The 21360-nt window shown below is 59.7% G+C and carries 22 protein-coding genes; all 22 read left to right on the top strand.

All coding sequences use genetic code 11. The features are described from left to right. Positions 1-41: 41 nt before the first annotated feature. The 22 genes from AAAX59_RS03185 (at position 42) to AAAX59_RS03080 (ending at position 21134) form a co-directional block, all read left to right on the top strand. Positions 42-1337, top strand: a complete 1296-nt coding sequence (locus AAAX59_RS03185; protein ID WP_260698950.1) for a glycosyltransferase family 2 protein — start codon at positions 42-44, stop codon at positions 1335-1337. Positions 1338-1418: 81 nt separating this feature from the next. Beyond that, complete coding sequence (locus tag AAAX59_RS03180; protein ID WP_260698951.1) at positions 1419-1841, top strand: prepilin peptidase; 423 nt, start codon at positions 1419-1421, stop codon at positions 1839-1841. 31 nt (positions 1842-1872) lie between these two features. Further along, a complete protein-coding gene (locus AAAX59_RS03175) occupies positions 1873-3120 on the top strand; it encodes an HD domain-containing protein (protein ID WP_349070530.1) in 1248 nt (415 codons plus the stop codon). Between the two features lie 60 nt (positions 3121-3180). Further along, positions 3181-4530 (top strand): replication-associated recombination protein A, encoded by a 1350-nt coding sequence (locus AAAX59_RS03170; protein ID WP_349070528.1) that lies wholly within the window; start codon positions 3181-3183, stop codon positions 4528-4530. Positions 4531-4630: 100 nt separating this feature from the next. Continuing rightward, positions 4631-5218, top strand: coding sequence for a hypothetical protein (locus AAAX59_RS03165; RefSeq protein WP_349070525.1), 588 nt, complete (start codon positions 4631-4633; stop codon positions 5216-5218). Continuing rightward, positions 5211-5588: an ATP-binding protein gene (locus AAAX59_RS03160; protein WP_349070522.1), complete on the top strand. Its 378-nt coding sequence runs from the start codon at positions 5211-5213 to the stop codon at positions 5586-5588. The genes AAAX59_RS03165 and AAAX59_RS03160 overlap by 8 nt, the downstream gene beginning before the upstream one ends. Before the next feature lies 1 nt (position 5589). After that, entirely contained in the window at positions 5590-6381 is a 792-nt protein-coding gene (locus AAAX59_RS03155) for an RNA polymerase sigma factor SigF (RefSeq protein ID WP_022094589.1), read from the top strand. Continuing rightward, complete coding sequence (locus AAAX59_RS03150) at positions 6378-7787, top strand: AI-2E family transporter (RefSeq protein ID WP_349070519.1); 1410 nt, start codon at positions 6378-6380, stop codon at positions 7785-7787. The genes AAAX59_RS03155 and AAAX59_RS03150 overlap by 4 nt, the downstream gene beginning before the upstream one ends. Before the next feature lie 152 nt (positions 7788-7939). Further along, the gene (gene alaS / locus AAAX59_RS03145) at positions 7940-10597 is read left to right on the top strand and encodes an alanine--tRNA ligase (RefSeq protein ID WP_349070518.1); all 2658 of its coding nucleotides are present in this window, start codon (positions 7940-7942) and stop codon (positions 10595-10597) included. 17 nt (positions 10598-10614) lie between these two features. Next, positions 10615-11043 (top strand): Holliday junction resolvase RuvX, encoded by a 429-nt coding sequence (gene ruvX / locus AAAX59_RS03140; RefSeq protein ID WP_349070516.1) that lies wholly within the window; start codon positions 10615-10617, stop codon positions 11041-11043. After that, positions 11036-12469 carry an endolytic transglycosylase MltG gene (mltG, locus tag AAAX59_RS03135; protein ID WP_349070514.1) on the top strand — a complete coding sequence of 478 codons (1434 nt, stop codon included), beginning with the start codon at positions 11036-11038 and terminating at the stop codon, positions 12467-12469. Before ruvX ends, mltG begins: the two co-directional genes overlap by 8 nt. A 1-nt stretch (position 12470) precedes the next feature. Next, positions 12471-12968: a YqeG family HAD IIIA-type phosphatase gene (locus AAAX59_RS03130; protein ID WP_118098527.1), complete on the top strand. Its 498-nt coding sequence runs from the start codon at positions 12471-12473 to the stop codon at positions 12966-12968. 8 nt (positions 12969-12976) lie between these two features. Beyond that, entirely contained in the window at positions 12977-13510 is a 534-nt protein-coding gene (locus AAAX59_RS03125) for a shikimate kinase (protein WP_349070513.1), read from the top strand. Continuing rightward, positions 13507-14616 (top strand): hypothetical protein, encoded by a 1110-nt coding sequence (locus AAAX59_RS03120; RefSeq protein WP_349070511.1) that lies wholly within the window; start codon positions 13507-13509, stop codon positions 14614-14616. The genes AAAX59_RS03125 and AAAX59_RS03120 overlap by 4 nt, the downstream gene beginning before the upstream one ends. A gap of 132 nt (positions 14617-14748) precedes the next feature. After that, the gene (locus tag AAAX59_RS03115) at positions 14749-15879 is read left to right on the top strand and encodes a Xaa-Pro peptidase family protein (RefSeq protein ID WP_055309495.1); all 1131 of its coding nucleotides are present in this window, start codon (positions 14749-14751) and stop codon (positions 15877-15879) included. 160 nt (positions 15880-16039) lie between these two features. Continuing rightward, complete coding sequence (gene efp / locus AAAX59_RS03110) at positions 16040-16603, top strand: elongation factor P (RefSeq protein WP_006233983.1); 564 nt, start codon at positions 16040-16042, stop codon at positions 16601-16603. 24 nt (positions 16604-16627) lie between these two features. Further along, a complete protein-coding gene (locus tag AAAX59_RS03105; protein ID WP_006233982.1) occupies positions 16628-16990 on the top strand; it encodes an Asp23/Gls24 family envelope stress response protein in 363 nt (120 codons plus the stop codon). Positions 16991-16993: 3 nt separating this feature from the next. Next, the gene (gene nusB / locus AAAX59_RS03100; RefSeq protein WP_349070510.1) at positions 16994-17578 is read left to right on the top strand and encodes a transcription antitermination factor NusB; all 585 of its coding nucleotides are present in this window, start codon (positions 16994-16996) and stop codon (positions 17576-17578) included. A gap of 2 nt (positions 17579-17580) precedes the next feature. Next, entirely contained in the window at positions 17581-17820 is a 240-nt protein-coding gene (locus AAAX59_RS03095) for an exodeoxyribonuclease VII small subunit (protein ID WP_006233978.1), read from the top strand. A 35-nt stretch (positions 17821-17855) separates the two neighbouring features. Beyond that, entirely contained in the window at positions 17856-18659 is an 804-nt protein-coding gene (locus tag AAAX59_RS03090) for a TlyA family RNA methyltransferase (protein ID WP_349070595.1), read from the top strand. Next, positions 18656-19516, top strand: coding sequence for an NAD(+)/NADH kinase (locus AAAX59_RS03085; protein ID WP_349070508.1), 861 nt, complete (start codon positions 18656-18658; stop codon positions 19514-19516). The genes AAAX59_RS03090 and AAAX59_RS03085 overlap by 4 nt, the downstream gene beginning before the upstream one ends. Beyond that, the gene (locus tag AAAX59_RS03080) at positions 19506-21134 is read left to right on the top strand and encodes a DNA repair protein RecN (protein ID WP_349070506.1); all 1629 of its coding nucleotides are present in this window, start codon (positions 19506-19508) and stop codon (positions 21132-21134) included. The genes AAAX59_RS03085 and AAAX59_RS03080 overlap by 11 nt, the downstream gene beginning before the upstream one ends. Positions 21135-21360 lie beyond the last annotated feature (226 nt).

Genomic DNA, 21360 nt, shown 5'->3' with positions numbered 1-21360 from the left:
AGATATACGATTGTTTACGTTACACGTTGCTGGGAGCCTGCATGCTCGCCTTTTTACAAACCAACACACCCATCGTGATCTTCAACCAGATTGTCGTCACGCTGCTCACGGTCTGCTTTCTGTACCAGGTGGTCTTCTTTGTCATTGGCGCTCTTCGTGGCGAGGTCGCGCCTCCCAAGGCCAAAAAACTCCATCGCTATGCCTTTTTTATCGCGGCGCATAATGAGGAGGCCGTGATCGCCAATCTCGTACGCTCCATCAAGGACCAGGACTATCCGTCCGAGCTTATCGAGGTCTTTGTCGTTGCCGACGCCTGCACCGACAACACCGCGCAGCTCGCACGCGAGGCCGGTGCCATTGTTTACGAGCGCAATGACCTGGCCCGAAAGGGCAAGAGCTGGGTCATGGACTTTGGTTTCGATCGCATTCTCAACGAGTATCCCGACACGTTTGAGGGCTACTTTATCTTCGATGCCGACAACGTTATCTCCCGCGATTACGTGTCCAAGATGAACGATGCCTTTGACCAGGGCTTCCATGTGGTCACGAGCTATCGCAATTCCAAGAACTTCGGCAGCTCGTGGATCTCGGCTGCTAATGCCACGTGGTATCTACGCGAGGCGCGCTTCCTCAACAACGCGCGCAATATCTGTAAGACGTCCTGCGCTGTTTCGGGTTCGGGTTACCTTATCTCGTCAAGCGTTATCGAGGGCATGCACGGTTGGCAGTTCCACACGCTGACCGAGGACATTCAGTTCACTACGTTCTGCGCTATTCACGGTATTCGCATTGGCTATGCGCCGGCGGAGTTCTTTGACGAGCAACCCGTGACGTTCAAGGCATCCTGGAAGCAGCGTATGCGCTGGACCAAGGGCTTTTACCAGGTGTTCTTTACCTACGGTAAGCATCTGGTCAAGTCGATGTTCCGCTATCATCGCTTTGCCGCCTACGACATGTTCATGACGATCGCCCCGGGTATGCTGCTATCGCTGATCTCGATGCTCGCTAATGCGACGTTCTTGATTGTGGGTGGCCTTTCGCATGGTTTCTTGGCAACCGAAGTCGAGATGCAGGCGTGCGCCGCTTCGCTCATTATGACCTTCGCCATGATGTATCAGACGTTCTTTATCCTGGCGCTGCTCACGACTATCTTTGAGTACAAGCATATTCACTGCGCGCAAAAGTGGCGCCTGGTGACTAACCTGTTTACCTTCCCGATCTTTATGTTCAGCTATATCCCCATCACGGTGGCCGCGCTGTTCCTGAAGGTCGACTGGGTGCCGACGCAGCACGCCGTCAACGTTACCCTTGACGAGGTCATGCAAGGCGCCAAATAACCACCACCAAAACCACCGCAAAGGGGACAGGCACCTTTGTGGTGGTTTTTGCTTTTGCGATGCAGCTCGAGGAGGAGTCCGATGGCCTATATCCCGTTTTGGATTTGCATCTTTGCCGGCGTGGCAATTGATGCCCGAGAGCGACGGTTTCCCAATGGGCTTGCCGGCGCATGTGCCGTGGCGGCGTTGGCGGGCGTTTGGCTCGACCTCGGTTTGAACACAGCGCTTGACCACGCCGGTCTTGCGGTCATTGTCTACCTTGCCCTTGTGCTCACTGAGTCGCTCTGGCGGCGCCTTCGCCACGCCCCGGGCATCGGCATGGGGGATGCCAAGGCTCTCTTCGCGCTTTGCACGCTCGACCCTATGGGTGGCATCGTGGCATTTGCCGTCGCACTCCTGGCCCTGGCCCTCTCCTGCCTCTTCACAAAATCACGCTCCCTGCCATTGCTCCCGTTTTTGGTGCCGATTTTTGCCATAATCGAGGTCGTGGGCTGCACTTTGTAACCGATTGCGCATCCTTCTTAAGGAGCATGCCATGGCAACTAATCAAGAAACGGCCGTCATTAAGGCGCGCATGGACCGTATTCCCTCGGCGTTGTCGCCCGAACTTGTCGAGCGCATTGCCGCCGATCGTGCTTCGGGCTATGTCAACCCGTATCGTTGCAACGACGATCAGGTCATTCGTCGTATTGATCGCGCCGCCGACAAAGGCACGCTTATGCGTCCGGCGTTTATGCGCGATACCGAAAAGATACTTCATCTTCCGGCGTACACCCGTTATGCAGGCAAAACGCAGGTCTTTAGCTTCCGTAGCAATGACGATCTGTCACGCCGCGGTTTGCACGTGCAGCTCGTCTCCCGCATTGCGCGCGATATCGGTCGCGCCCTGGGGCTCAATTGCGATCTGATCGAGGCGATTGGCCTGGGTCACGACTTGGGACACACGCCTTTCGGCCATGCCGGCGAGCGTTTCCTCAACGATATCTATCATGAGCGTACGGGGCGTTATTTTTTCCATAACGTGCAGTCGGTCCGCGTGCTCGACACACTGTACGGCCGCAACGTGTCGCTCCAGACGCTCGACGGCGTGCTATGCCATAACGGCGAGTACGAGCAGCGTGTGTTTGAGCTCTCGGACATGAGCTCCTTTGACCAGTTTGACCAGACGGTTGAGGATTGCATTGCCACGGGCTATAGCGCAATTGGGCATCTGCGTCCCATGACGCTCGAGGGCTGCGTCGTTCGCATCTCGGATATTCTTGCCTACGTCGGTCGTGACCGTCAGGATGCGATCGCGGCGGGCCTGCTTTCGCCCGACGTTTTTGATGATGGCCGGGGCGGTGCCTACAACAGTTGGATCCTTACGCACGCTTCCGTCGATATCGTTGAGCACAGCTATGGTAAGCCGCGCATCGAGATGAGCGAGGACCTGTTTGAGGAAATTCGCCGAGCCAAGCGCGAGAACTACGAGAAGATCTATAGCAAGGGCGGTATCGAAGGCGATTCCGAGGCGGAACTGCGCGAGGCGTTCGTAAAGCTCTACGACCGTTGCCTGCGGGATCTAAACAGTGGCGACGAGTCCTCTTACATCTTTAAGCACCATATTTCGCACATTGAGCAGCAGCTTTCCTACTATGATCGCACCTATGCCTGGCAGGACGACAAGGATCAAGCCGTGGTGGATTATATCGCGAGCATGACGGACGGTTATTTCTGCGAGCTGACGAGCAAGCTGTTCCCTGGTCTGGAGTTTCCGCACCGTACCTATATTAACGAACGGTAGTTCGTATTAATTCGGTATACTGTTAGTGGAAAACGTTTTTGATTGATACACGGGATGGCTATGGACGACCTTTTTTCTGCTTCGACGCGCGAGCGTTCCTTTCAGAATGCGCCGCTTGCGGTGCGCATGCGCCCCAATTCGCTCGACGAGTACGTGGGCCAGCAAAAGGCCGTCGGTAAGGGTTCATGGCTGCGTGCCGCGATCGAGCACGACGTGCTTTCGAGCGTGATTCTGTACGGGCCTGCCGGTACGGGCAAGACGACGCTGGCCCACATTATCGCCAACCATACCAAGAGCGAGTTTGTCGAGGTCAGCGCCGTCACGGGTACCGTGAAGGACCTGCGTCGTGTGATTGATGAGGCCAAGACGCGCCTGAATACGTACGACCGCCGCACCATTCTATTCATCGATGAGATTCACCGCTTCTCTAAGTCGCAGCAGGATGCCCTGCTGCATGCAGTTGAGAACCGTACCGTCATTATGATTGGCGCTACGACAGAGAACCCGTACTTTGAGGTCAACTCGGCACTGTTGTCGCGCGGGCGCGTGGTGGAGCTTGAACATCTGAAGGATGAGGATATCGCCACGCTTATTGAGCGTGCGCTCGAGGCTCCGCATGGTCTGAACGGTAAGTTCTCGGCCGATGAGGATACGGTCAAGACCATTTGTACGCTGGCTGCGGGTGATGCACGCTCGGCCCTGACAACACTTGAGCTGGCGAGCGAGATTGCCGTCACGCGTCCCGATACCGAGGGGACGCCGGCTCCGGCGGCGGGGGAGCGATATCCCATCACCGTCGACGATGTGAAGATCGCCAACCCGCGTCGCGGTTTTACGTATGACAAATACGGCGACATGCACTACGACATCATCAGTGCGTTCATTAAGTCCATGCGCGGTAGCGACCCCGATGCCACGGTCTACTGGCTTGCGCGCATGATCGATGCAGGGGAGGATCCTAAGTTTATTGCACGCCGTATTATGATTCATGCTTCTGAGGACGTTGGCAACGCCGACCCGCAGGCGCTTTTGGTGGCACATGCCGCGTTTAAGTCTGCCGAGGTTATCGGCTATCCCGAGTGCCGCATTAACCTGGCTCAGGCTGCACTCTATGTGTGCTTGGCGCCTAAATCCAACGCGTGTGAGGCTTCGATCGATGCGGCGCTTGCCGATATCCGCTCTAGTGGGCTTCGCGAGGTGCCGAGCTATCTGCGCGATCGCCATCGCCCAGGCAGCGATGAATACGGTGTGTATAAGTATCCGCACGATTATCCCGAGGGCTGGGTCGACCAGCGCTATTTGCCCGAAGGCTTAGAACGCGGTGCATTTTGGCAGCCTGCCGGCCGCGGTTGGGAAGAATGGCGCGTAGAGCAAAGCGAACGCGACCGCAGCGGGAATGCGCCGAAGTAGCTGCTGATAATTTTGTCCCACGTTGCTGCTCTTGGCATGTTCGGTCCCCTTTGGGGTACCATGAAAAGCGTCTGTATTTCGATTCCTTTGGGAGGCTTGTATGAGTCCCATTCAAATCGCCTTGCTGCTGCTCGCCGTTGCCGGCGTGTGGGCTATCGTTGAGCTTGCGCTCACCCTGCGCAAGACCCGCACCGTTGTCGACTCGCTCGATAAGACCGTGAACGACCTCAACAACACCATCGCCGAGGCTCAGCCTGTGGTGGCAAAGCTCGATGGCGCTGTCGATGAGCTTACGCCGGCGCTTGCCCAGATGGAGCCGCTGCTTAAGTCGAGCAAGACGGCAGTTGATGCCCTTACCTCAAATCTCGTAGAGGTCGAAGCCGTGGTTCGCGACATTTCCGAGGTTACGGGCAGCATGGCCGAGGCCAGCAATGCTGTGTCGAGCGTGACCGACTCTGCCGCCGGTGCTGTGCAGAAGCTCTTCAATAAGGTGAAGGCTCCTGCAGCTGACACCGAGCGCAAGCTCGCCGCTGCTGCTGCGGAGGCAGAGCGGCCTACCGATCGCGTCCTAATTGGCGAGGACGAGGCCGCCGCGGGCGACGATGATGACCAGAAGACTGTAGCCAAGCCGGCTCAGTATTACACTTACACGCCCGCCGAGACCTCTGAGGAGTCCTGCGATGAGTAGCGAAGCAACCTGCCCTATCACGCTGACCGTTGCCGGTGACCCGCGTCTCGCTCGCCTTGTGCGCATGACGGCAGCCAACGTTGGTGCCCTGTGCTCTATGTCTGTCGATCGCATTGAGGACATCCGCATGGCTGCCGAGGAGGCTTTCATTTTTGGTTGCACCGCGGTCGACTGCGACGACATCACCATCAAATTCGATGTCGATGAGACCCACGTTGGCATGACTATTACCTTTGGTGACCAGGCTACGGTCGATGAAGACGACCAGGCTGCGGTGTATGCCGAGCTCATCCTCGCGAGCGTGTGCGACTCCTACGAAAAGACTGCGGCGCCCCTGACGCTTTCCCTCGACCTCAGGGCGGATATCTAATATGACCGAACGTTCCCGGAGCGGCAAGACCGCTTGGGACAAGGAGAAAACCCGCGAGCTGTTTCGTCGCTACAAAGAGACCGGTGATCCGGACGCCCGCGAGCAGCTCGTCATGTCCCATATGAACCTGGTAAGGTTTCTTGCCAACAAATTTAAGAATCGCGGCGAGCCGCTCGACGACCTCATGCAGGTCGGCTATCTGGGTTTGCTCAAGGCTATCGACCGTTTTGATCCCGAGCGCGGACTCGAGTTCACGACGTTTGCGACACCCACTATCCTGGGCGAGATCAAACGCCATTTCCGCGACAAGGGCTGGAGCGTGCGCGTACCGCGTCGTCTGCAGGAGCTCTCGGCCAAGGTCAACCAGGCTACTGACAAACTTACCAACGAGCTGCAGCGTTCGCCCAAGGTTGAGGAGATCGCTGAGTATCTAGATGTGACTGTCGATGAGGTCCTCGAGGCTATGGAATCGTCTTCGGCCTATACCTCGGTGCCCATCGAGGCTCCTGGTGCGTCCGATTCCGACGATGCGCCGTCGATTCTCGACCGTTACGCCGACGATGACAACGAGCTCGACTTTACCGATGACCGCCTGGTGATCGAGGAAGCCATCCGCGATTTCTCGCCGCGCGAGCGCGAGGTGATCGAGCTGCGCTTTGTGAAGGGCATGACCCAGATCGAGATCGCCAAGAAGCTGGGTATTTCTCAGGTGCAGGTTTCGCGTCTGCTGCGCCGCACGCTTAAGAAGATTCAGGACAAGATCGACCCCGACGGAGTGATGATTCGTTCATGAGTGAGCACCCCCAACAAACCGATCGCGTGCTGCGCGACACCCGCATTCTGACGCTGCGCATTTGGGCTGTTGTCGGCTGCATTGTTATTGCTGCTGTCATCTTTAACCTTATGGGCATCCTGGCACCGGTTATTGAGTTTCTTGCCGTCGGCTCCATCATTGCTTTTGTGATGTCCCCGATCACCAATTGGCTCGAGCACCATGGCGTGAATCGCGGCATCGGTTCGCTTATCGCGCTTATTGTTGTTGTTGCCGTGCTCATCGGTGTCGTTTGCATCTTGTCGCCGATTCTCTTTGGTCAGATCATGGAAGTCCTGAGCCGCCTGCCCGAGCAGCTTCGTGTTGCAGGTGGCGATCTCAACGAGATGATCTCGCATGCCAAGACGCTCAACAACACGCCGCTCAAGGAGTATTTGGACGATAACCTTTCGTCGCTAGTTGCCGTGGCATCGAAGTATGTGTCTCAGATCGCTGCCGAGCTTGGCCGCGGTGTGTTCCCGCTCATCACTAATACGGCCTCGCAGTTGTTCGTGATCTTCCTTGGTCTGGTGCTTGCGTACTGGATGGCCTGCGACTACCCTCGCATGCACCACGAGGTCTGCACCATCATCGGTCAGGAGAAGGAGACCTCGTACCGCTTTATGGTCGCCATCCTTTCTCGCTCTGTCGGTGGCTACATGCGCGGTATGGTCGTGACGTCCATCTGCGGTGGTTTCCTCGCCTTTATCGGTTTTATGATCATCGGTCATCCGTATGCGGCGCTCATGGCTATCTTTACCGGCATCATGCATTTGGTTCCGGTCGTCGGTCCCTGGGTGAGTGCAGCAATCGCCACGGTTCTCGGCTTCATGTTCAGTCCCATGTTGGCGTTATGGACGCTCATCGTGACGATGGTGGCGCAAAACGTCACCGATAACGTGATTTCGCCTAAGGTCATGCAGAGCTCGGTGCAGGTGCATCCCATCATGAGCCTCACGGCGCTCGTTATTGGCTCGGCACTCATGGGTCCCATCGGCATGATTATTGCCATCCCGCTGTGTGCGGCCCTCAAGGGTATCTTCGTGTACTATTTTGAGAATGAGACCGGCCGCCAGCTTGTGGCCTATGACGGCGCCGTGTTTAAGGGCACACCGTACCGCGATGCCGATGGCAATCCGGTCGCCGCCTACGACGCGCTCGGCGACGACACTTTCATCTACGAGTCCGAGCTCATCGGCAACGAGACTGCGCCCGAGGCCAAGGCCATGCCCAAGCCCGAGCTCGATAATCCCTGGATTAAGCTCTCTGGTCTGCAGCCCGATGCCACGGGCTTCTTCAAGAACCCCTTTGCCAAAGAGGATGATTCCAACTCGGACGACGATACCAATACCGGCATCGACGGCTCCTTGGACGATGACGACAACTAGCGGGGTAATTCGGGTTAACATTCATACGCGCTAACATGCAATTTCGCTGAAGGGCCGGCATTGTGCCGGCCCTCTTTTTTGCACGGGGGCGGTTGGATGGTAATATCGTTACGTTTGAACTGTTTCGATGTGAAACCGAGGAGATTCCCTCTATGAGTGCTGACTACCCGTCAATGACTACGGCCGAGATTCGCTCTAAGTTCCTCAACTTCTTTGAGGAGCGCGGTCTTAAGCTCTATCCTTCTTCGTCCCTCGTCCCCGACGATCCTTCTCTGCTGCTTGCCAACGCCGGCATGAACCAGTTTAAGGAGTACTACCAGGGCAAGAAGACCATGAAGGAGATCGGCGCGATCTCCTGCCAGAAGTGCGTCCGCACCAATGACATCGATTGCATCGGCGAGGACGGCCGTCACCTGTCGTTCTTCGAGATGCTTGGCGATTTCTCTTTTGGCGGCGTCTCCAAGGAGCAGGCTTGCGCTTGGGCCTTTGAGCTCATCACCAAGGAGTTTAAGCTGCCGCTCGACCGCCTGTACTTTACCGTCTTTACCGAGGACGACGAGACCCACGACGTGTGGCGTTCTCTGGGCGTTGCCGAGGACCACATCTCCCGCCTGGGAGAGGACGACAACTTCTGGGCCGCTGGCCCCACCGGTCCCTGCGGTCCGTGCTCCGAGATCTACTTTGACATGGGCGAGGAGGTCGGCTGCGGCAGCCCCGACTGCAAGCCTGGCTGCGACTGCGACCGCTTCCTTGAGTTCTGGAACCTCGTGTTTACCCAGTACGACCGCCAGGAGGACGGCTCCATGCCGGAGCTGCCGCACCGCAACCTCGATACGGGCATGGGCCTGGAGCGCATGGCCGCTATCATGCAGCACAAGACTGCTAACTACGACGGCGATCTGATGCAGCACCTCATCAAGCTCGGTGAGGAGATCAGCGGTAAGACCTATGACGCCGACGATTACTCCGGCGCCAGCCGCTCCCTGCGCATCATCGCCGACCACTCCCGTGCTGTCGACTTTATGATCTCGGACGGCATCCTTCCCGGCAACGAGGGTCGCGAGTACGTCCTTCGCCGTCTGCTCCGCCGTGCCGTGTTCCACGGTCGCCTGCTGGGCATCGAGGGCGCCTTCCTGACCAAGTTCATCGACGAGGTCAACGCTCAAATGGGCGAGGCCTATCCCGAGTTGCTCAAGAACGTCGCGCTCGTCAAGGGTATCGTTGCCTCCGAGGAGGAGCGCTTCTCCACGACGCTCGACAACGGCCGCGTGTACCTGGACGAGGCCCTGGCAGCGCTTGCCGAGGGCGCTGTGCTTCCGGGCGATGTCGCCTTTAAGCTGCACGACACCTTTGGTTTCCCCATCGATCTGACCGTCGAGATCGCCGGCACCGCTGGCCACGACGTCGACATGGACGGCTTCACTGCCTGCATGGAGGACCAGAAGGCCCGCGCCCGCGCTAACGCCAAGGGCGACGCCTGGGGTAGCTTCAACGACGTGTGGGTCGAGCTTTCCGACAAGGTCGCAGCGACCGAGTTCGACGGCTATGACAACGATGTGATCGAGGGCGCCAAGGTTGTCGCCATCGTGCGCAACGGCGAGTCCGTCGAGTCCGCAGCCGCGGGCGAGGATGTCGAGGTCGTGCTCGACCGCACCCCGTTCTATGCCGAGATGGGTGGTCAGCAGGGCGATGCCGGCAAGCTTTCCGCCGAGGGCGTTGTTCTGACCGTTGCCGACACCAAGAACCACAACGGCCTGTATGCCCACGTCGCGCACGTTGCCGATGGTACGCTGACTGTCGGTGCCGCTGTGACCGCCGCTCTCGACGCCGAGCGCCGTGGCTTCCTGCGCCGCAACCACACCGCCACGCACCTGCTCGACGCTGCCCTTAAGCAGGTCCTGGGCGAGCACGTCTCCCAGGCCGGCTCGCTGGTGACGCCCGAGCACCTGCGCTTTGACTTTACGCACTTCGAGGCCCTTTCCTCCGAGCAGCTCAAGGCTGTCGAGGACTTGGTCAACCAGCAGATCTTCGCCTCCAAGCCGGTCGTGACCCGTGTTATGGGCATCGACGAGGCTAAGGCTGCCGGCGCTGTTGCTCTGTTTGGAGAGAAGTACGGCGATGTCGTCCGCGTCGTCTCCGTGGGCGCCGAGGACCAGCCGTTCTCTCGCGAGCTCTGCGGTGGCACGCACGCTGCCAACACCGCCGAGATCGGCCTGTTCAAGATTATTTCCGAGTCCTCTACGGGCTCGAACGTCCGCCGTATCGAGGCCGTGACCTCTAAGGGTGCTCTCGACTATATGGCCGACCGCCTGGCACTCGTTGACGCCGCCGCTGCTGCGCTCAAGTGCCGCGTCGACGAGGTTCCCGCCCGTGTGGAGAACCTGCAGGTCGAGCTGCGCGAGACGTCCAGCAAGCTCAAAAAGGCTCTGACCGGTGGTTCCTCCGACGCCATTTCCAGCGCCATCGAGGGTGCTGTCGAGCTCGGTGGCTACAAGCTCGTCGTTGCTGAGCTCCAGGGCCTTGAGGCTGCCGACCTGCGCAACGTATGGGATACCGTGCACCAGAAGGTCGCCGGCCCTGTCGCTTGTGTCGTCGCCAGCGTGACTGAGAAGGGCACTCCGGCCCTGCTCGCTGCCGGCTCCGATGACGCCGTGAAGGCCGGGTTCCACGCCGGTAATGTGATCAAGCAGATCGCGGGTCTGGTCGACGGTCGCGGTGGTGGCCGTCCCAACATGGCCCAGGCCGGTGGCAAGAATGCTGCCGGCATCGCCGATGCCCTCGCGGCCGCCAAGACCGCGCTCGGCGCCTAAGAATCTAAGAAGTCACTGTGGTCGCGCTTGCGCTGGACATGGGGGAGACCAGGATTGGCATCGCCGTCTCGAGCCGTGATGGCAAGATGGCGATGCCCGTCAAGGTGCTCCCGGCCGCCGAGGTCACCGGTATGGCCAAGACGTTCCGCTACCTGGTCGAAGACTATGAGCCCGACATCCTGGTAAGCGGACGTCCCCTGACCATGGCCGGTGAGCCCGGCCCCCAAGCCGAGCGCGTTGCCGCCGTGGCGCAAAAGATTGCCGACGAGCTCGATCTTCCGCTGGAGTTTGAGGACGAGCGTCTGTCCTCGCAAGAGGCCAAGCGTATCCTGCGCGAGCAGGGCCTCAACGAAAAGCAGATGAGGGGCAAGATCGACATGATTGCCGCCAGCCTTTTTTTGCAGACGTGGCTCGATCGTAAAAACGAGGAGGTTTCGCATGCCTAGTGCTTCCGATCCGCGCCAGCCGAATCGTACACGTCAGCCGGCGTCGCGCCCTGCCCAGCCTGGCCAGCGTCCGGCACAGCCGACGCAGCGCGCAGCTCAGCCTGCCGCGCGCCCGGTGCAGTCCTTCTCTCGTTCGGCCCAACCTGTTCAACGGACGGGTCAGCAGCCTTCTGCTCGTTCGGTTCAGCATCCGGCTTCTCACGCGGCTCAGCAGCCCACTGCTCGTACGGCCCAGCCTGCAGGCGGTACCCGCTTTAAGCAGCAGGCACCTACCCAGCGAACGCAGGCCCCCCAATCGCATTCTCATCACGCCCGCGGTTCGCATGGCGTTGCTCCGGCGACGCGCTCGAGCTACAACACGCATACTCGTCGCGGTGCTCAAAAGAAGAGCTCTCCGGTTCCCATGATCATCGGCGTTGTGGTGGCGGTGCTTGCGCTTGTCGCGATCGTTTTCTTTGTCGTGCCGGCCGTCAAGGGCTTCTTTGCCGGTGAGGATACGAAGGTCACGGCTGGTCAGCAGGTTACGGTAACCATTCCCGACGGTGCTTCGGGCGATACGATCGCCTCGATTCTCTCCGAGAACCATATCGTCGAGAATCCCAAGGATTACTATGCGGCGGTGAAAAAGCTCAACGCCGATATGTCGCTCAAGCCTGGTACCTATTTGTTCACCACACTCATGGACGCGACCAAGGTTGTTCAGCAGCTCATGGAAGGTCCCAACGCGGGCTCCAATGCGCTAACTATCCCTGAGGGCCTGACGGTCGATCAAGTCGCCGACCGTGTGGCCCAGGCCTACGATGGCATCTCTAAGGAAGACTTCCTCAACCAGGCTAAGGCCTCCAACTACGTGGACGACTATAGCTTCCTTAAGGGCGCCGCCAACGACTCGCTTGAGGGTTTCTTGTTCCCCAAGACTTATTCGTTGGGCGATTCGCCGACGGTCGATGACGTGATTCGCGCTATGCTCGATCAGTTTAAGACCGAGTACAAGTCGCTTGACTTTGCGAGCTGCGAAGCCAAGATCAAGGAGCGCTATGGTGTGGAGATGTCCGACTACGACATCGTCAACTTGGCCTCTATCGTTGAGCGCGAGGGCCTCAACGCCGATCAACGTGCGCACGTGGCCTCGGTCTTCTACAACCGCCTTGCCGGCAAGCTCGACGGCCTGCGCTATCTCAACAGCGATGCGACCATGATGTATGTCACCGGTGGCGAGGTTACCGCCGACGACCTGCAGAGCGATAGCCCGTATAACACCTATAAGCATAAGGGCCTGCCGCCCACGCCCATCTGCTCTCCGTCGCTCGAGGCACTCAAGGCCACGCTTGAGCCGACCGACTCCGATGACCTGTATTTCTACATTACGCAGGACGAGGAGTACTTCTCGCAAACCTACGAAGAGCATCAACAGTCTTGGAATTAGCATGAGGATTTTTAGCCCCAAACGATACGTTGCCTCGGTCGATCGCATCGACCTTGATGCCCTGTGGGCCGACGGCAAACGCGCCATTCTGCTCGATCGCGATAACACCCTGGTGCCGCGCGACACCGAGCAGGTTCCCGCCGCGGTTTCCGCTTGGCTCGATGCCGCCCGCGCCAAAGGCTTTAAGCTGTGCATGGTGTCCAACAACTGGCATCGCGACCAGGTCATGAGCTCTGCACGCGAGCTGGGACTCGAGGCCATCAGCCACGCCATGAAGCCGGCGCCGTTTGCCCTCAAGGCGGGTCTTAAGCGCCTCGGCGCCACGGCCGACGAGGCGGTGCTGATCGGTGATCAGCTCTACACGGACGTGTGGAGCGGCAATTTTGCCGGCGTCGATACTATCCTGGTTAAGCCGCAGGCAACCCAGGACCTGTGGTACACGCAGATCTTCCGTATCTTTGAGCGCCGGGCCCTGCGCGACCTTCCCTGCGAGGAATAGGTTTCGCCATGTCTCAGCACATCAAACACGGCTGCGACCATATCTTCTTTATCGGCTTTTTGGGCGCGGGCAAATCGACGCTTGCGCGCAACGTCGGCACTATGTTCAATCGGCGTTTTATCGATACCGACCGCCTGGTCGTGCGCCGTTGCGGCAAGTCGGTAACCGAGATTTTTGAGACCGAGGGCGAGGATCGTTTTCGCGAGCTCGAGACCTCGGCGCTCCGTTCGTTCCAAAGCGAGCGCAGCCTGTTGGTTTCGTGCGGGGGCGGTATCGTCGAGACGCCGGTGAATATTGAGCTGATGCACGAAATGGGTACGTGCGTGTACCTCGAGGGCGACTTCGAGGATTCGATTCGCCAGATTCGTCGGTCCGACACGCGCCCCGATTTCCGTTCGCCCGAGCATGCCGCGCGCCTGTTTGAGCATCGTCGTCCGCTGTATCGCCAGGCCGCCGATATTACCCTTGATATTCGCAACAAGTCCTTCGAGGACGTTTCCTACCTTTGTGCCGAGATGCTTTTGGAGCGTGGACTGCTATGATTCGCCGTCAACTGATCAATTTCCAAAACCGCAGTGTCGATGTCCGCGTCGGATTGGGCGCGTTCGATGAGCTGCCGCGCATGTTTGCCTCGGCCGTGGGCAAGCCTAAGCGCGCGATGGTGGTTTGGAACGACGCCACATCCGAGCGTTTTGGTGAGGTCGTCGAGCATGCGCTGGTCGACGCCGGTTTTGCCGTGTCGCTGCTCGTCCTCGAGGTTTCGCCTGCTGGTGCCACGCTGGCCGATGCCGATGCTATCTTTGGCGCCTTGTCTGCCAACGGCATTACCTGCGACGATCTGGTTGTCGCTGTTGGCGATGCCGCAACCTGTTCGGTTGTTGGCTGGTGCGCCAACCAGTGGTGTGGCCGAACCGAGTGCGCGCTGCTGCCGACGACCTTCGACGCCATGCTCACGGTCGCGACGACCATGAAGCCGCTCGTCGCCTCGTTGGCCAATGCGCTTCCCGCTATCGCGTTCCGTCCCGAACCGGGCTTGGTTGTGTGTGATCTCGACCTTGTTCGCGAGGCGGAACCCGAGGACCTCAAGTTCGGCTATGCGGTACTTGTTGGCACCATGCTTTCGAGCAGCAAGTCCCGCTGGAATCAGTTTACTGAGACCGTCCCCGAGATTCTCGCGGGCGAGGAGGTCGCACTCGTCAATGCCGTTCAATGGTCTCAGACTGCCCGCAAGGACGTGCTGACGGCCACGAACCCGAGCGCTCGCCATGCGCTCGATTTTGGCAAGACGGGGGAGCGCACCCTGCGCGCTTGCTTGGGCGATGCCGCTTCGCAGGTCCCTGCCTACCAGCTGTTGTCCGAGGGCATGCGCTTTGAGGCGCGCCTAGCACACGATGCCTGCGACTTCGATATCGACTATGTGTTTGATCTCGATGACTGCCTGGAGGACTTTGGCATCGAGGAGCTTGCCTTCGACTTGGAGCCTGCCGCATATATCGAGGAGTTCCGCAGACAGCAGTTTGTCCGCTCGAACCGCAGCATGCTGCCGCTGCCCGCGGCGCTCGGCGCCATTCGCCTAACGAGCGTCGAGGACGAGGTTCTTGAGCGCCATGCTCACGCCTACTTGGCTTCTCGTAAAGAACTTCTCTAAGATTTATTGACTTCCATCGTCTTTCGTATCATGTTGAGGGGCGGGTTTTCAATCGGTTGCGGATCGCATGCGATTCCGTCGTTCGGTTGAGACCCGTCCCGTCTATATTGAGACAACAAGAAAGGAATCTGCATGTCTGAGTTTGCTGCCGGTCCTGCCGGTCGTATCGAGCGTGTCCGTGCCCTGATGGTCGAGCGTGGCTACGACGCCATCGTGGTGCGCGACGAGGCCAACCTTCGTTGGCTTACGGGCGTGAAGGGCGTCTTCGACTACACCTTCGAGTTCCCGCACGCTGCGTTTATTACGGCCGACCAGTGCCTGTTCCACACCGACTCGCGCTACCTCAACAGCTTTGAGGAGAACACGCCAGCCGGCAGCCCCTGGGTCTACGACATGGATGAGGGCACCATCCCCGGTTGGGTCGCCGGCAAGATCGCGGCCAACAAATGCCGCGTCTGCGCTGTCGAGGACGATATGCAGATTAATTTCTACCAGGGTATTCAGCGCGGCCTGGAGGACCGTTCCGTCGCCTGTATGCTGCCGCTGATGCACGACGATATCCGCAAGATGCGCGCCATCAAGGACGCCGAGGAGATTGAGCTCATGCGCCATGCGCAGTCGATCACCGATGCCGCCTTCCAGCACATGCTCGGCTTTATTAAGCCCGGTATGACCGAGAAGCAGGTACGCAACGAGCTCGAGAACTTTATGTTCGCCAACGGTGCCGACAGCCTGGCCTTCGGTTCCATCGTCGCGAGCGGCCCCAACACCGCCAACCCGCATGCCGTGCCGAGCGACCGCGTGATCGAGAAGGGCGATTTCGTTCTTATGGATTACGGCGCGGGCTATTGCGATTACCGCTCCGACATGACGCGCACTGTCGTGATGGGCGAGCCCACCCAGGAGCAGCTCGACCTGTACGCACTCGTGCGCCGTACGCACGAGGAGTGCGTCGCCGCCATCCATCCGGGCGTTGAGGGCAACGACATCTTCAAGCTCTCCAAGAAGATCATCGGCGATGCCGGCTATGGCGATTACTATAACCATGGCTTGGGTCACGGCGTGGGCATCGACATCCATGAGCTGCCCAACTTTAACCGCAGCAAGAATATCATCGAGGTCGGCTCGGTTATCACCATGGAGCCCGGCGTCTACCTGCCCGGCGTGGGCGGCGTGCGCCTGGAGGACTACGGCGTGGTCACCGAGAACGGCTATGAGCCCTTCACCAAGACCCCGCACGACCTGCACGTTATCGACTGCTAGTTTACTTCAGTAGATAGTTTGGGGCGGGGCGTCCGGATTGATTCGGACGCCCCGCGTTCTCTTTTTATGCGCTCGCCGCAGGCGCCGTCTGCAAGTGTATAATTTCTGTCGTATGTAATTTGGACGCTTGTGCGTTCTGCCCATAACAAGAAAGGTCGCTATGCCTACCATTTCCACCGCCGACTTCAAGAACGGCCTCGGTCTCCGCATCAAGGACAAGGTCTACACCATCGTCGAGTTCCAGCATGTCAAGCCGGGCAAGGGCGGCGCGTTTGTGCGCTACAAGACCCGCGACATCAAGAGCGGCCGCGTCGTCGAGAACACCTGCAACGCCGGCACCAAGTTCGAGAGCGTCATGCTCACCACCCGTGAGTTCCAGTACCTCTACAACGATGGCACCGACTACATCTTCATGGACAACGAGTCCTATGAGCAGGTTCCCGTTCCCGAGGATATGGTGGGCGAGAACTCCAAGTGGCTGCGCGAGAACGACATCTGCCAGCTGCTCTTCGCCGACGATGAGCTCATGGGCGTGACCCCGCCGATGTTCATCGAGACCACCATCGTCCAGACCGACCCGGGCTTTAAGGGCGACACCGTCCAGGGTTCCACCAAGCCGGCCACGATCGACACCGGCGCTGTCATCCAGGTCCCCATGTACCTCAACGAGGGCGAGGTCATCAAGGTTGACACCCGCGACGGCAAGTTCGTCTCCCGCGTCTAGCAACCAACTCTTCTAGGAGGACTCATGCCCCAGGAAATCAAGATTGACGGCATCGGGATTTCGCCCGATGTTCTGACCGCCATCGTCTCGCGCGCCGTGTCCGATGTCGAGGGCATCGCCTCCGTTGGCGTCAAGGACCTTGCCACCAACCTTGTCTCCATGATGCTCTCGTCCAAGGCCCCGGCTTCTGAGCCGGCGGTCGAGGCCGAGGTCGTCGGCGACAAGCTCGCACTCACCGTGCGCGTCGTGGTGTTCTTTGGCTATCCGTTCAAGAAACTCGCCGAGGCCGTTCGCGCTGCCGTGGTCGCCGCCATCGATGCCCAGGTTGGCGTTGAGGTCGAGCGCGTTGACGTTTGCATCGACGGCCTCGTTTTCCCCAAGGAGTAACCTTTGAGCCTTAAGGTTTATCGCGGGCGTACGCTTGCCCGCAGTCAGGCGCTGCAGCTGCTGTTCCAGGCCGAGGCCACGGACAGCCCGCTCGAGCGCGTCCTCGAGGGTGATTTCCTGATCTCGAAGGGTCCCCTCGATCCCTATGCTCTGGAGCTGTGCCGAGGTGCCTACGAGCATATCGACCGCATCGACTGTGCTCTGCGCTCCGTTGCCAAGAACTGGGATCTTATGCGCATGCCCGGCGCCGACCGCAACCTGCTGCGTATCGCCGTTTACGAGATGCGTTTCCTCACCGACGAGGAGGTCTCGGACGCCATCGTGATCAACGAGGCCGTTGAGCTTGCCAAGGCCTATGGCACCGACCAGTCCGCGTCGTTCGTCAACGGCGTGCTGGGTAAGATCGCTCGCAGCGAGGAGCTGCCGGGCGAGGACCTATACCAGGAGCTGCTGGCCGAGGATCGCGCTCGCGAGGAGGTACAGGCTGCCGAGGCTGCCGCAAAGGTTGCGGTTGCTCAGGCCGAGGCCGGCGTTCTCGACGAGGACGCTGAGGTCGCCGAGGCCGAGACCGGTACCGTCGAGGAGTAGCCATGCCAGAGGGTTCCGTCCGCAACTTCGACGAGATTTCGGACCGCTTGGACCAGATCATAGCTACCGTTCGCTCTAAGGATACGTCCTTGGAGCGTTCGCTCGATCTGTTTGACGAGGCGATTGAGCTGGGCTCCCGTGCGGTCGACATGGTCGACAAGTTTGAGCTGACGCCGCGTGAGGCCGACAAGCTCGAACAGGAATACGATGAGGATGCGGCAAACGAATCCCAGGATAGCTAGGCCGCATCTCCGGATACGAATGGTTGATGGCATTCATGAAACGCGTGCGTCTTGATGACGAACTGATTTCACAGGGCATCTGCGCCGATCGCGCGGATGCCCTTCGCACTCTTATGGCCGGCTTGGTCTCGAGTGGCGGTGAGCGCTTGAGTTCGCCGGGCCTTAAGGTGATCCCGGGGCTGCCGCTGCATGTGAAGGGGCGCATTCCCTATGTTGGCCGCGGCGGTCTTAAGCTCGAAGGCGCGCTTGATGCGTTTGGCATCAATCCGACGGGCCTTGCCTGTCTGGATGTGGGCTGCTCTACCGGCGGCTTTACCGATTGTCTGCTCAAGCGCGGAGCTGCGACTGTTGTCTCTGTGGACGTGGGTCGCGCCCAGTTCGATTGGTCGTTGCGTCAGGACGATCGCGTGACGCTGCATGAGCGCACAAACGTGACGCAGCTGCCTGAGCTTGGCTATGCCGGCGCCATCGACCTGGCTGTGTGTGATGTCTCTTTTACCAGCATCGCGAACATTATCGATGCGGTACTGGCGTGCCTGGCGCCTACGGGTGCATTCTGCACGCTCGTAAAGCCGCAGTTTGAAGCTCCGGCGGCGCTGGTGGGCGAGGGCGGCATTGTGACCGATCCCGCCGTGCGCCGCGATACGCTCGTGGCGGCGGTTGAGCTCTTTGCTGCCAAGGGCCTGTTCCCGGTCGATGTGTGCGTGTCGCCCATTCATGGTGCCAAGGGCAACGTTGAGTTTTTCCTGTACGGCACGAGATTTGAATCTGGCGACCGCTCGCAAGACGTGCTGCAATCCCAGGTATCGGTTTTGAGCGAGAAAGCTGCAACGCTATGAAGGTCTTTCTGGTTCCCAATTACTACAAGCAAGAGGCGGTCGAGAGCGGCCTGATGCTCGAGCTTTGGCTGACGCGCCAGGGCTATGAGGTCGCATGGGCTGCCGACCAGCGATCGAAGATTCAGAGCACGCCTGATATTGACGGCTCCGATCTGGTCATTACGCTCGGCGGTGACGGTACGTTGCTGCGCGCTGCCCGCATCCTCAACCATCGCGAGATTCCTATCCTCGGTCTTTCCTATGGTCACCTGGGCTTTTTGACGGCCGCGAGTCCCGAGGAGCGCGACATTTTGCAGGTTGTGAGCGACGCCCTGTCCGGCGAGCTGCATGTGAGCCGTCGCGCTACCATCGCCGCGGATATCGTGTCCGTGCGTGACGATGGCACGAAGGATGTCGTGCGCACGTTCGCCCTCAATGACATGGCGCTCACGCGCGGCCCTCTGTCCGATATGGTCGAGTTTGACATCACGGTGTCCGGCCACCATATCGATCGCCTGCGTGGCGACGGCGTGGTCGTGTCCACGGCGACTGGTTCTACGGGTTACGCGCTCAGTGCCGGTGGCCCCATCGTGAGCCCCGACTATACGGGCATGGTCTGCGTACCCATTGCGCCGCACACCATTCAGGCCCGTGCCTTCTTGACTTCGCCGAGTGATGTCGTCGAAATCTTTATGTCTGATGATCGTCCGAGCGTTCCAGCGATTGCTATCGATGGACAGTTTATTACCTGCGATGGCACCGTTGAGAGCTTGGCGGTGCGCCGCGGGCCCGGAGATGTGTTGCTGCTGGATTACGGCCCCGAGAGCTTCTATAACTCGGTGAGCCGCGTATTCTACGGAGTCCGTCATGATCGATGAGCTGCAGGTTTCTAACATTGCGCTCATTCGCGAGGCGACGCTGCTGCCGAGTGCCGGCCTGACTGTCCTGACCGGCGAGACCGGTGCCGGCAAGACCGCGCTGCTCTCGGCCCTCAAGCTTATTTTGGGTGAGCGCGCGGATTCGTCTACGGTGCGCGAGGGCGAGGCGCTGGCGAGCGTCGAGGCGCGCCTGTTTGACGGCCCGCACGACACGGAGGGCTTCACCGTGCAGCGCAGTCTTTCTGCCGAGGGCCGCAGCCGCGTGAAGATTGACGGCCGCATCGCCAGTGTGCGCGAGCTTTCGGAGCGCGTTGGCGTGATGATGGATCTGTGCGGCCAACACGAGCACCAGCGCTTGCTCGATCCGGCGCATCATGTTGCGATGGTCGATGCCTGGGCAGGGCGCCCTGCACTCGAGGCGCTCGAGCACTATCGCGCCTGCTTTAAGGCTTCGCGAGCTGCCGCTAAGGAGGTTCGACGTGTCGAAGAGACCTCGCGTGCGCAGGGGAGCCGCGTCGAGGAAGCGCGCTTTGCGCTCGAGCGCATCGGCGAGGTCGACCCCAAACCGGGCGAGTATGAGGAACTCGAGGAACTGCTGCCGCGCTCCGAACATGCCGAGGTGCTGGTTGCCACAGCTAATGATGCCCATGCATCGCTTGCCTCTGAAGGGGGAGCGCTCGATGCCGTGAACAGCGCCGTGGCAGAACTTTCCCGTATGGCTTCCGTCGATCGCAAACTTGGCGACATTGCCGATTTGCTTTCGGATGCCTGTATCTCCCTTGAGGATTGCGCGAACGAACTTCGTGCCTATCGCGATGGCGTCGCCTTCGATCCGCGCGAGCTCGCTCGCATGCGTGAGCGGTATTCCGACCTCAAGGGCCTGCTGCGTCAGTGGGGTCCTACCATGGACGATGTTTTTGCCATGCGCGATCGCTCGCAAGAGCTGCTGTCCCTGGTCGATGATGGCGATGAACAGATCAGAAAGGCGCGTGAGGCACTCGGGAGCGCCGAGCACGAGTTGTTTGCCGCTGCCAAGGCACTTAAGCGCGCTCGCAATGTGGCGGCCCCGCGCTTCTGCCACGAGGTTTGCCGCCAGATGGCTCGCCTGGAGATGGGCGGCGCCGAGCTCGTCTGGGAGTCGCGTGATCTTCCCCGTGCTGAGTGGACGCCCGTTGGTCCTTCGAGCTACGAGCTGCTATACCGCAGCGGTGCCGGTTTGACTCCACGTCCCCTGCGCCGCATTGCGTCGGGCGGCGAGCTCAGCCGCGTCATGTTGGCAAGTAAGGTTGTCCTCGGTAACGCGGACGGTGTCGATACGCTGGTGTTTGACGAGGTCGATGCTGGTGTCGGCGGCTCCACGGCCCGCGCTCTTGCTGGTGTGCTGGCCGATCTTGCCGCCACGCATCAGGTCATCGTCGTAACACACCTGGCGCAGGTTGCGGTTATGGCCGACAAGCACTACGTGGTCAGTAAAGAGCCCGGCGACGTTCCCCAGACGCATCTGGATGAGGTGGCTGGGGATGCTCGCACTGCCGAGATTGCCCGCATGCTGAGCGGCGATCAATCGGAGGCAAGCCTGGCGCACGCCAAGCAGATGCTTGCGGAGGCGCGTGCCTAGGCCGAGCCGCCACACGCATGTCCAACCCGGCCGCCACGAAACGGGTCCATCTACTACGTTTGGTAGGGCATCGGCAACCACGCCAAGAATTGCAAAAAGAAAACCGACGCTCCTATAAGTTGTCAAGAGGCAGTTTGCGGGAGCGTTCTCTCCAATTCGCACAGGAGCTCGTAATACCTCCTCTCCAGTTTCGTCGACCGCCGTTTCCCCCGTTCCAAGTGCCCGA

Source organism: Collinsella sp. CLA-ER-H2, assembly GCF_040092405.1.
In the GTDB taxonomy this organism is placed as follows: domain Bacteria; phylum Actinomycetota; class Coriobacteriia; order Coriobacteriales; family Coriobacteriaceae; genus Collinsella.
Note: the sequence above shows the minus strand (reverse complement) of the source record. Positions and strands in the feature narration are given on the sequence as shown.

Excerpts from the sequence above, each read along its gene's own strand:
- AAAX59_RS03185 (WP_260698950.1), top strand. The coding sequence starts at position 42 with ATGCTCGCCTTTTTACAAACCAACACACCCATCGTGATCTTCAACCAG.
- AAAX59_RS03180 (WP_260698951.1), top strand. The coding sequence starts at position 1,419 with ATGGCCTATATCCCGTTTTGGATTTGCATCTTTGCCGGCGTGGCAATT.
- AAAX59_RS03175 (WP_349070530.1), top strand. The coding sequence starts at position 1,873 with ATGGCAACTAATCAAGAAACGGCCGTCATTAAGGCGCGCATGGACCGT.
- AAAX59_RS03170 (WP_349070528.1), top strand. The coding sequence starts at position 3,181 with ATGGACGACCTTTTTTCTGCTTCGACGCGCGAGCGTTCCTTTCAGAAT.
- AAAX59_RS03165 (WP_349070525.1), top strand. The coding sequence starts at position 4,631 with ATGAGTCCCATTCAAATCGCCTTGCTGCTGCTCGCCGTTGCCGGCGTG.
- AAAX59_RS03160 (WP_349070522.1), top strand. The coding sequence starts at position 5,211 with ATGAGTAGCGAAGCAACCTGCCCTATCACGCTGACCGTTGCCGGTGAC.
- AAAX59_RS03155 (WP_022094589.1), top strand. The coding sequence starts at position 5,590 with ATGACCGAACGTTCCCGGAGCGGCAAGACCGCTTGGGACAAGGAGAAA.
- AAAX59_RS03150 (WP_349070519.1), top strand. The coding sequence starts at position 6,378 with ATGAGTGAGCACCCCCAACAAACCGATCGCGTGCTGCGCGACACCCGC.
- alaS (WP_349070518.1), top strand. The coding sequence starts at position 7,940 with ATGAGTGCTGACTACCCGTCAATGACTACGGCCGAGATTCGCTCTAAG.
- mltG (WP_349070514.1), top strand. The coding sequence starts at position 11,036 with ATGCCTAGTGCTTCCGATCCGCGCCAGCCGAATCGTACACGTCAGCCG.
- AAAX59_RS03130 (WP_118098527.1), top strand. The coding sequence starts at position 12,471 with ATGAGGATTTTTAGCCCCAAACGATACGTTGCCTCGGTCGATCGCATC.
- AAAX59_RS03125 (WP_349070513.1), top strand. The coding sequence starts at position 12,977 with ATGTCTCAGCACATCAAACACGGCTGCGACCATATCTTCTTTATCGGC.
- AAAX59_RS03120 (WP_349070511.1), top strand. The coding sequence starts at position 13,507 with ATGATTCGCCGTCAACTGATCAATTTCCAAAACCGCAGTGTCGATGTC.
- AAAX59_RS03115 (WP_055309495.1), top strand. The coding sequence starts at position 14,749 with ATGTCTGAGTTTGCTGCCGGTCCTGCCGGTCGTATCGAGCGTGTCCGT.
- efp (WP_006233983.1), top strand. The coding sequence starts at position 16,040 with ATGCCTACCATTTCCACCGCCGACTTCAAGAACGGCCTCGGTCTCCGC.
- AAAX59_RS03105 (WP_006233982.1), top strand. The coding sequence starts at position 16,628 with ATGCCCCAGGAAATCAAGATTGACGGCATCGGGATTTCGCCCGATGTT.
- AAAX59_RS03095 (WP_006233978.1), top strand. The coding sequence starts at position 17,581 with ATGCCAGAGGGTTCCGTCCGCAACTTCGACGAGATTTCGGACCGCTTG.
- AAAX59_RS03090 (WP_349070595.1), top strand. The coding sequence starts at position 17,856 with ATGAAACGCGTGCGTCTTGATGACGAACTGATTTCACAGGGCATCTGC.
- AAAX59_RS03085 (WP_349070508.1), top strand. The coding sequence starts at position 18,656 with ATGAAGGTCTTTCTGGTTCCCAATTACTACAAGCAAGAGGCGGTCGAG.
- AAAX59_RS03080 (WP_349070506.1), top strand. The coding sequence starts at position 19,506 with ATGATCGATGAGCTGCAGGTTTCTAACATTGCGCTCATTCGCGAGGCG.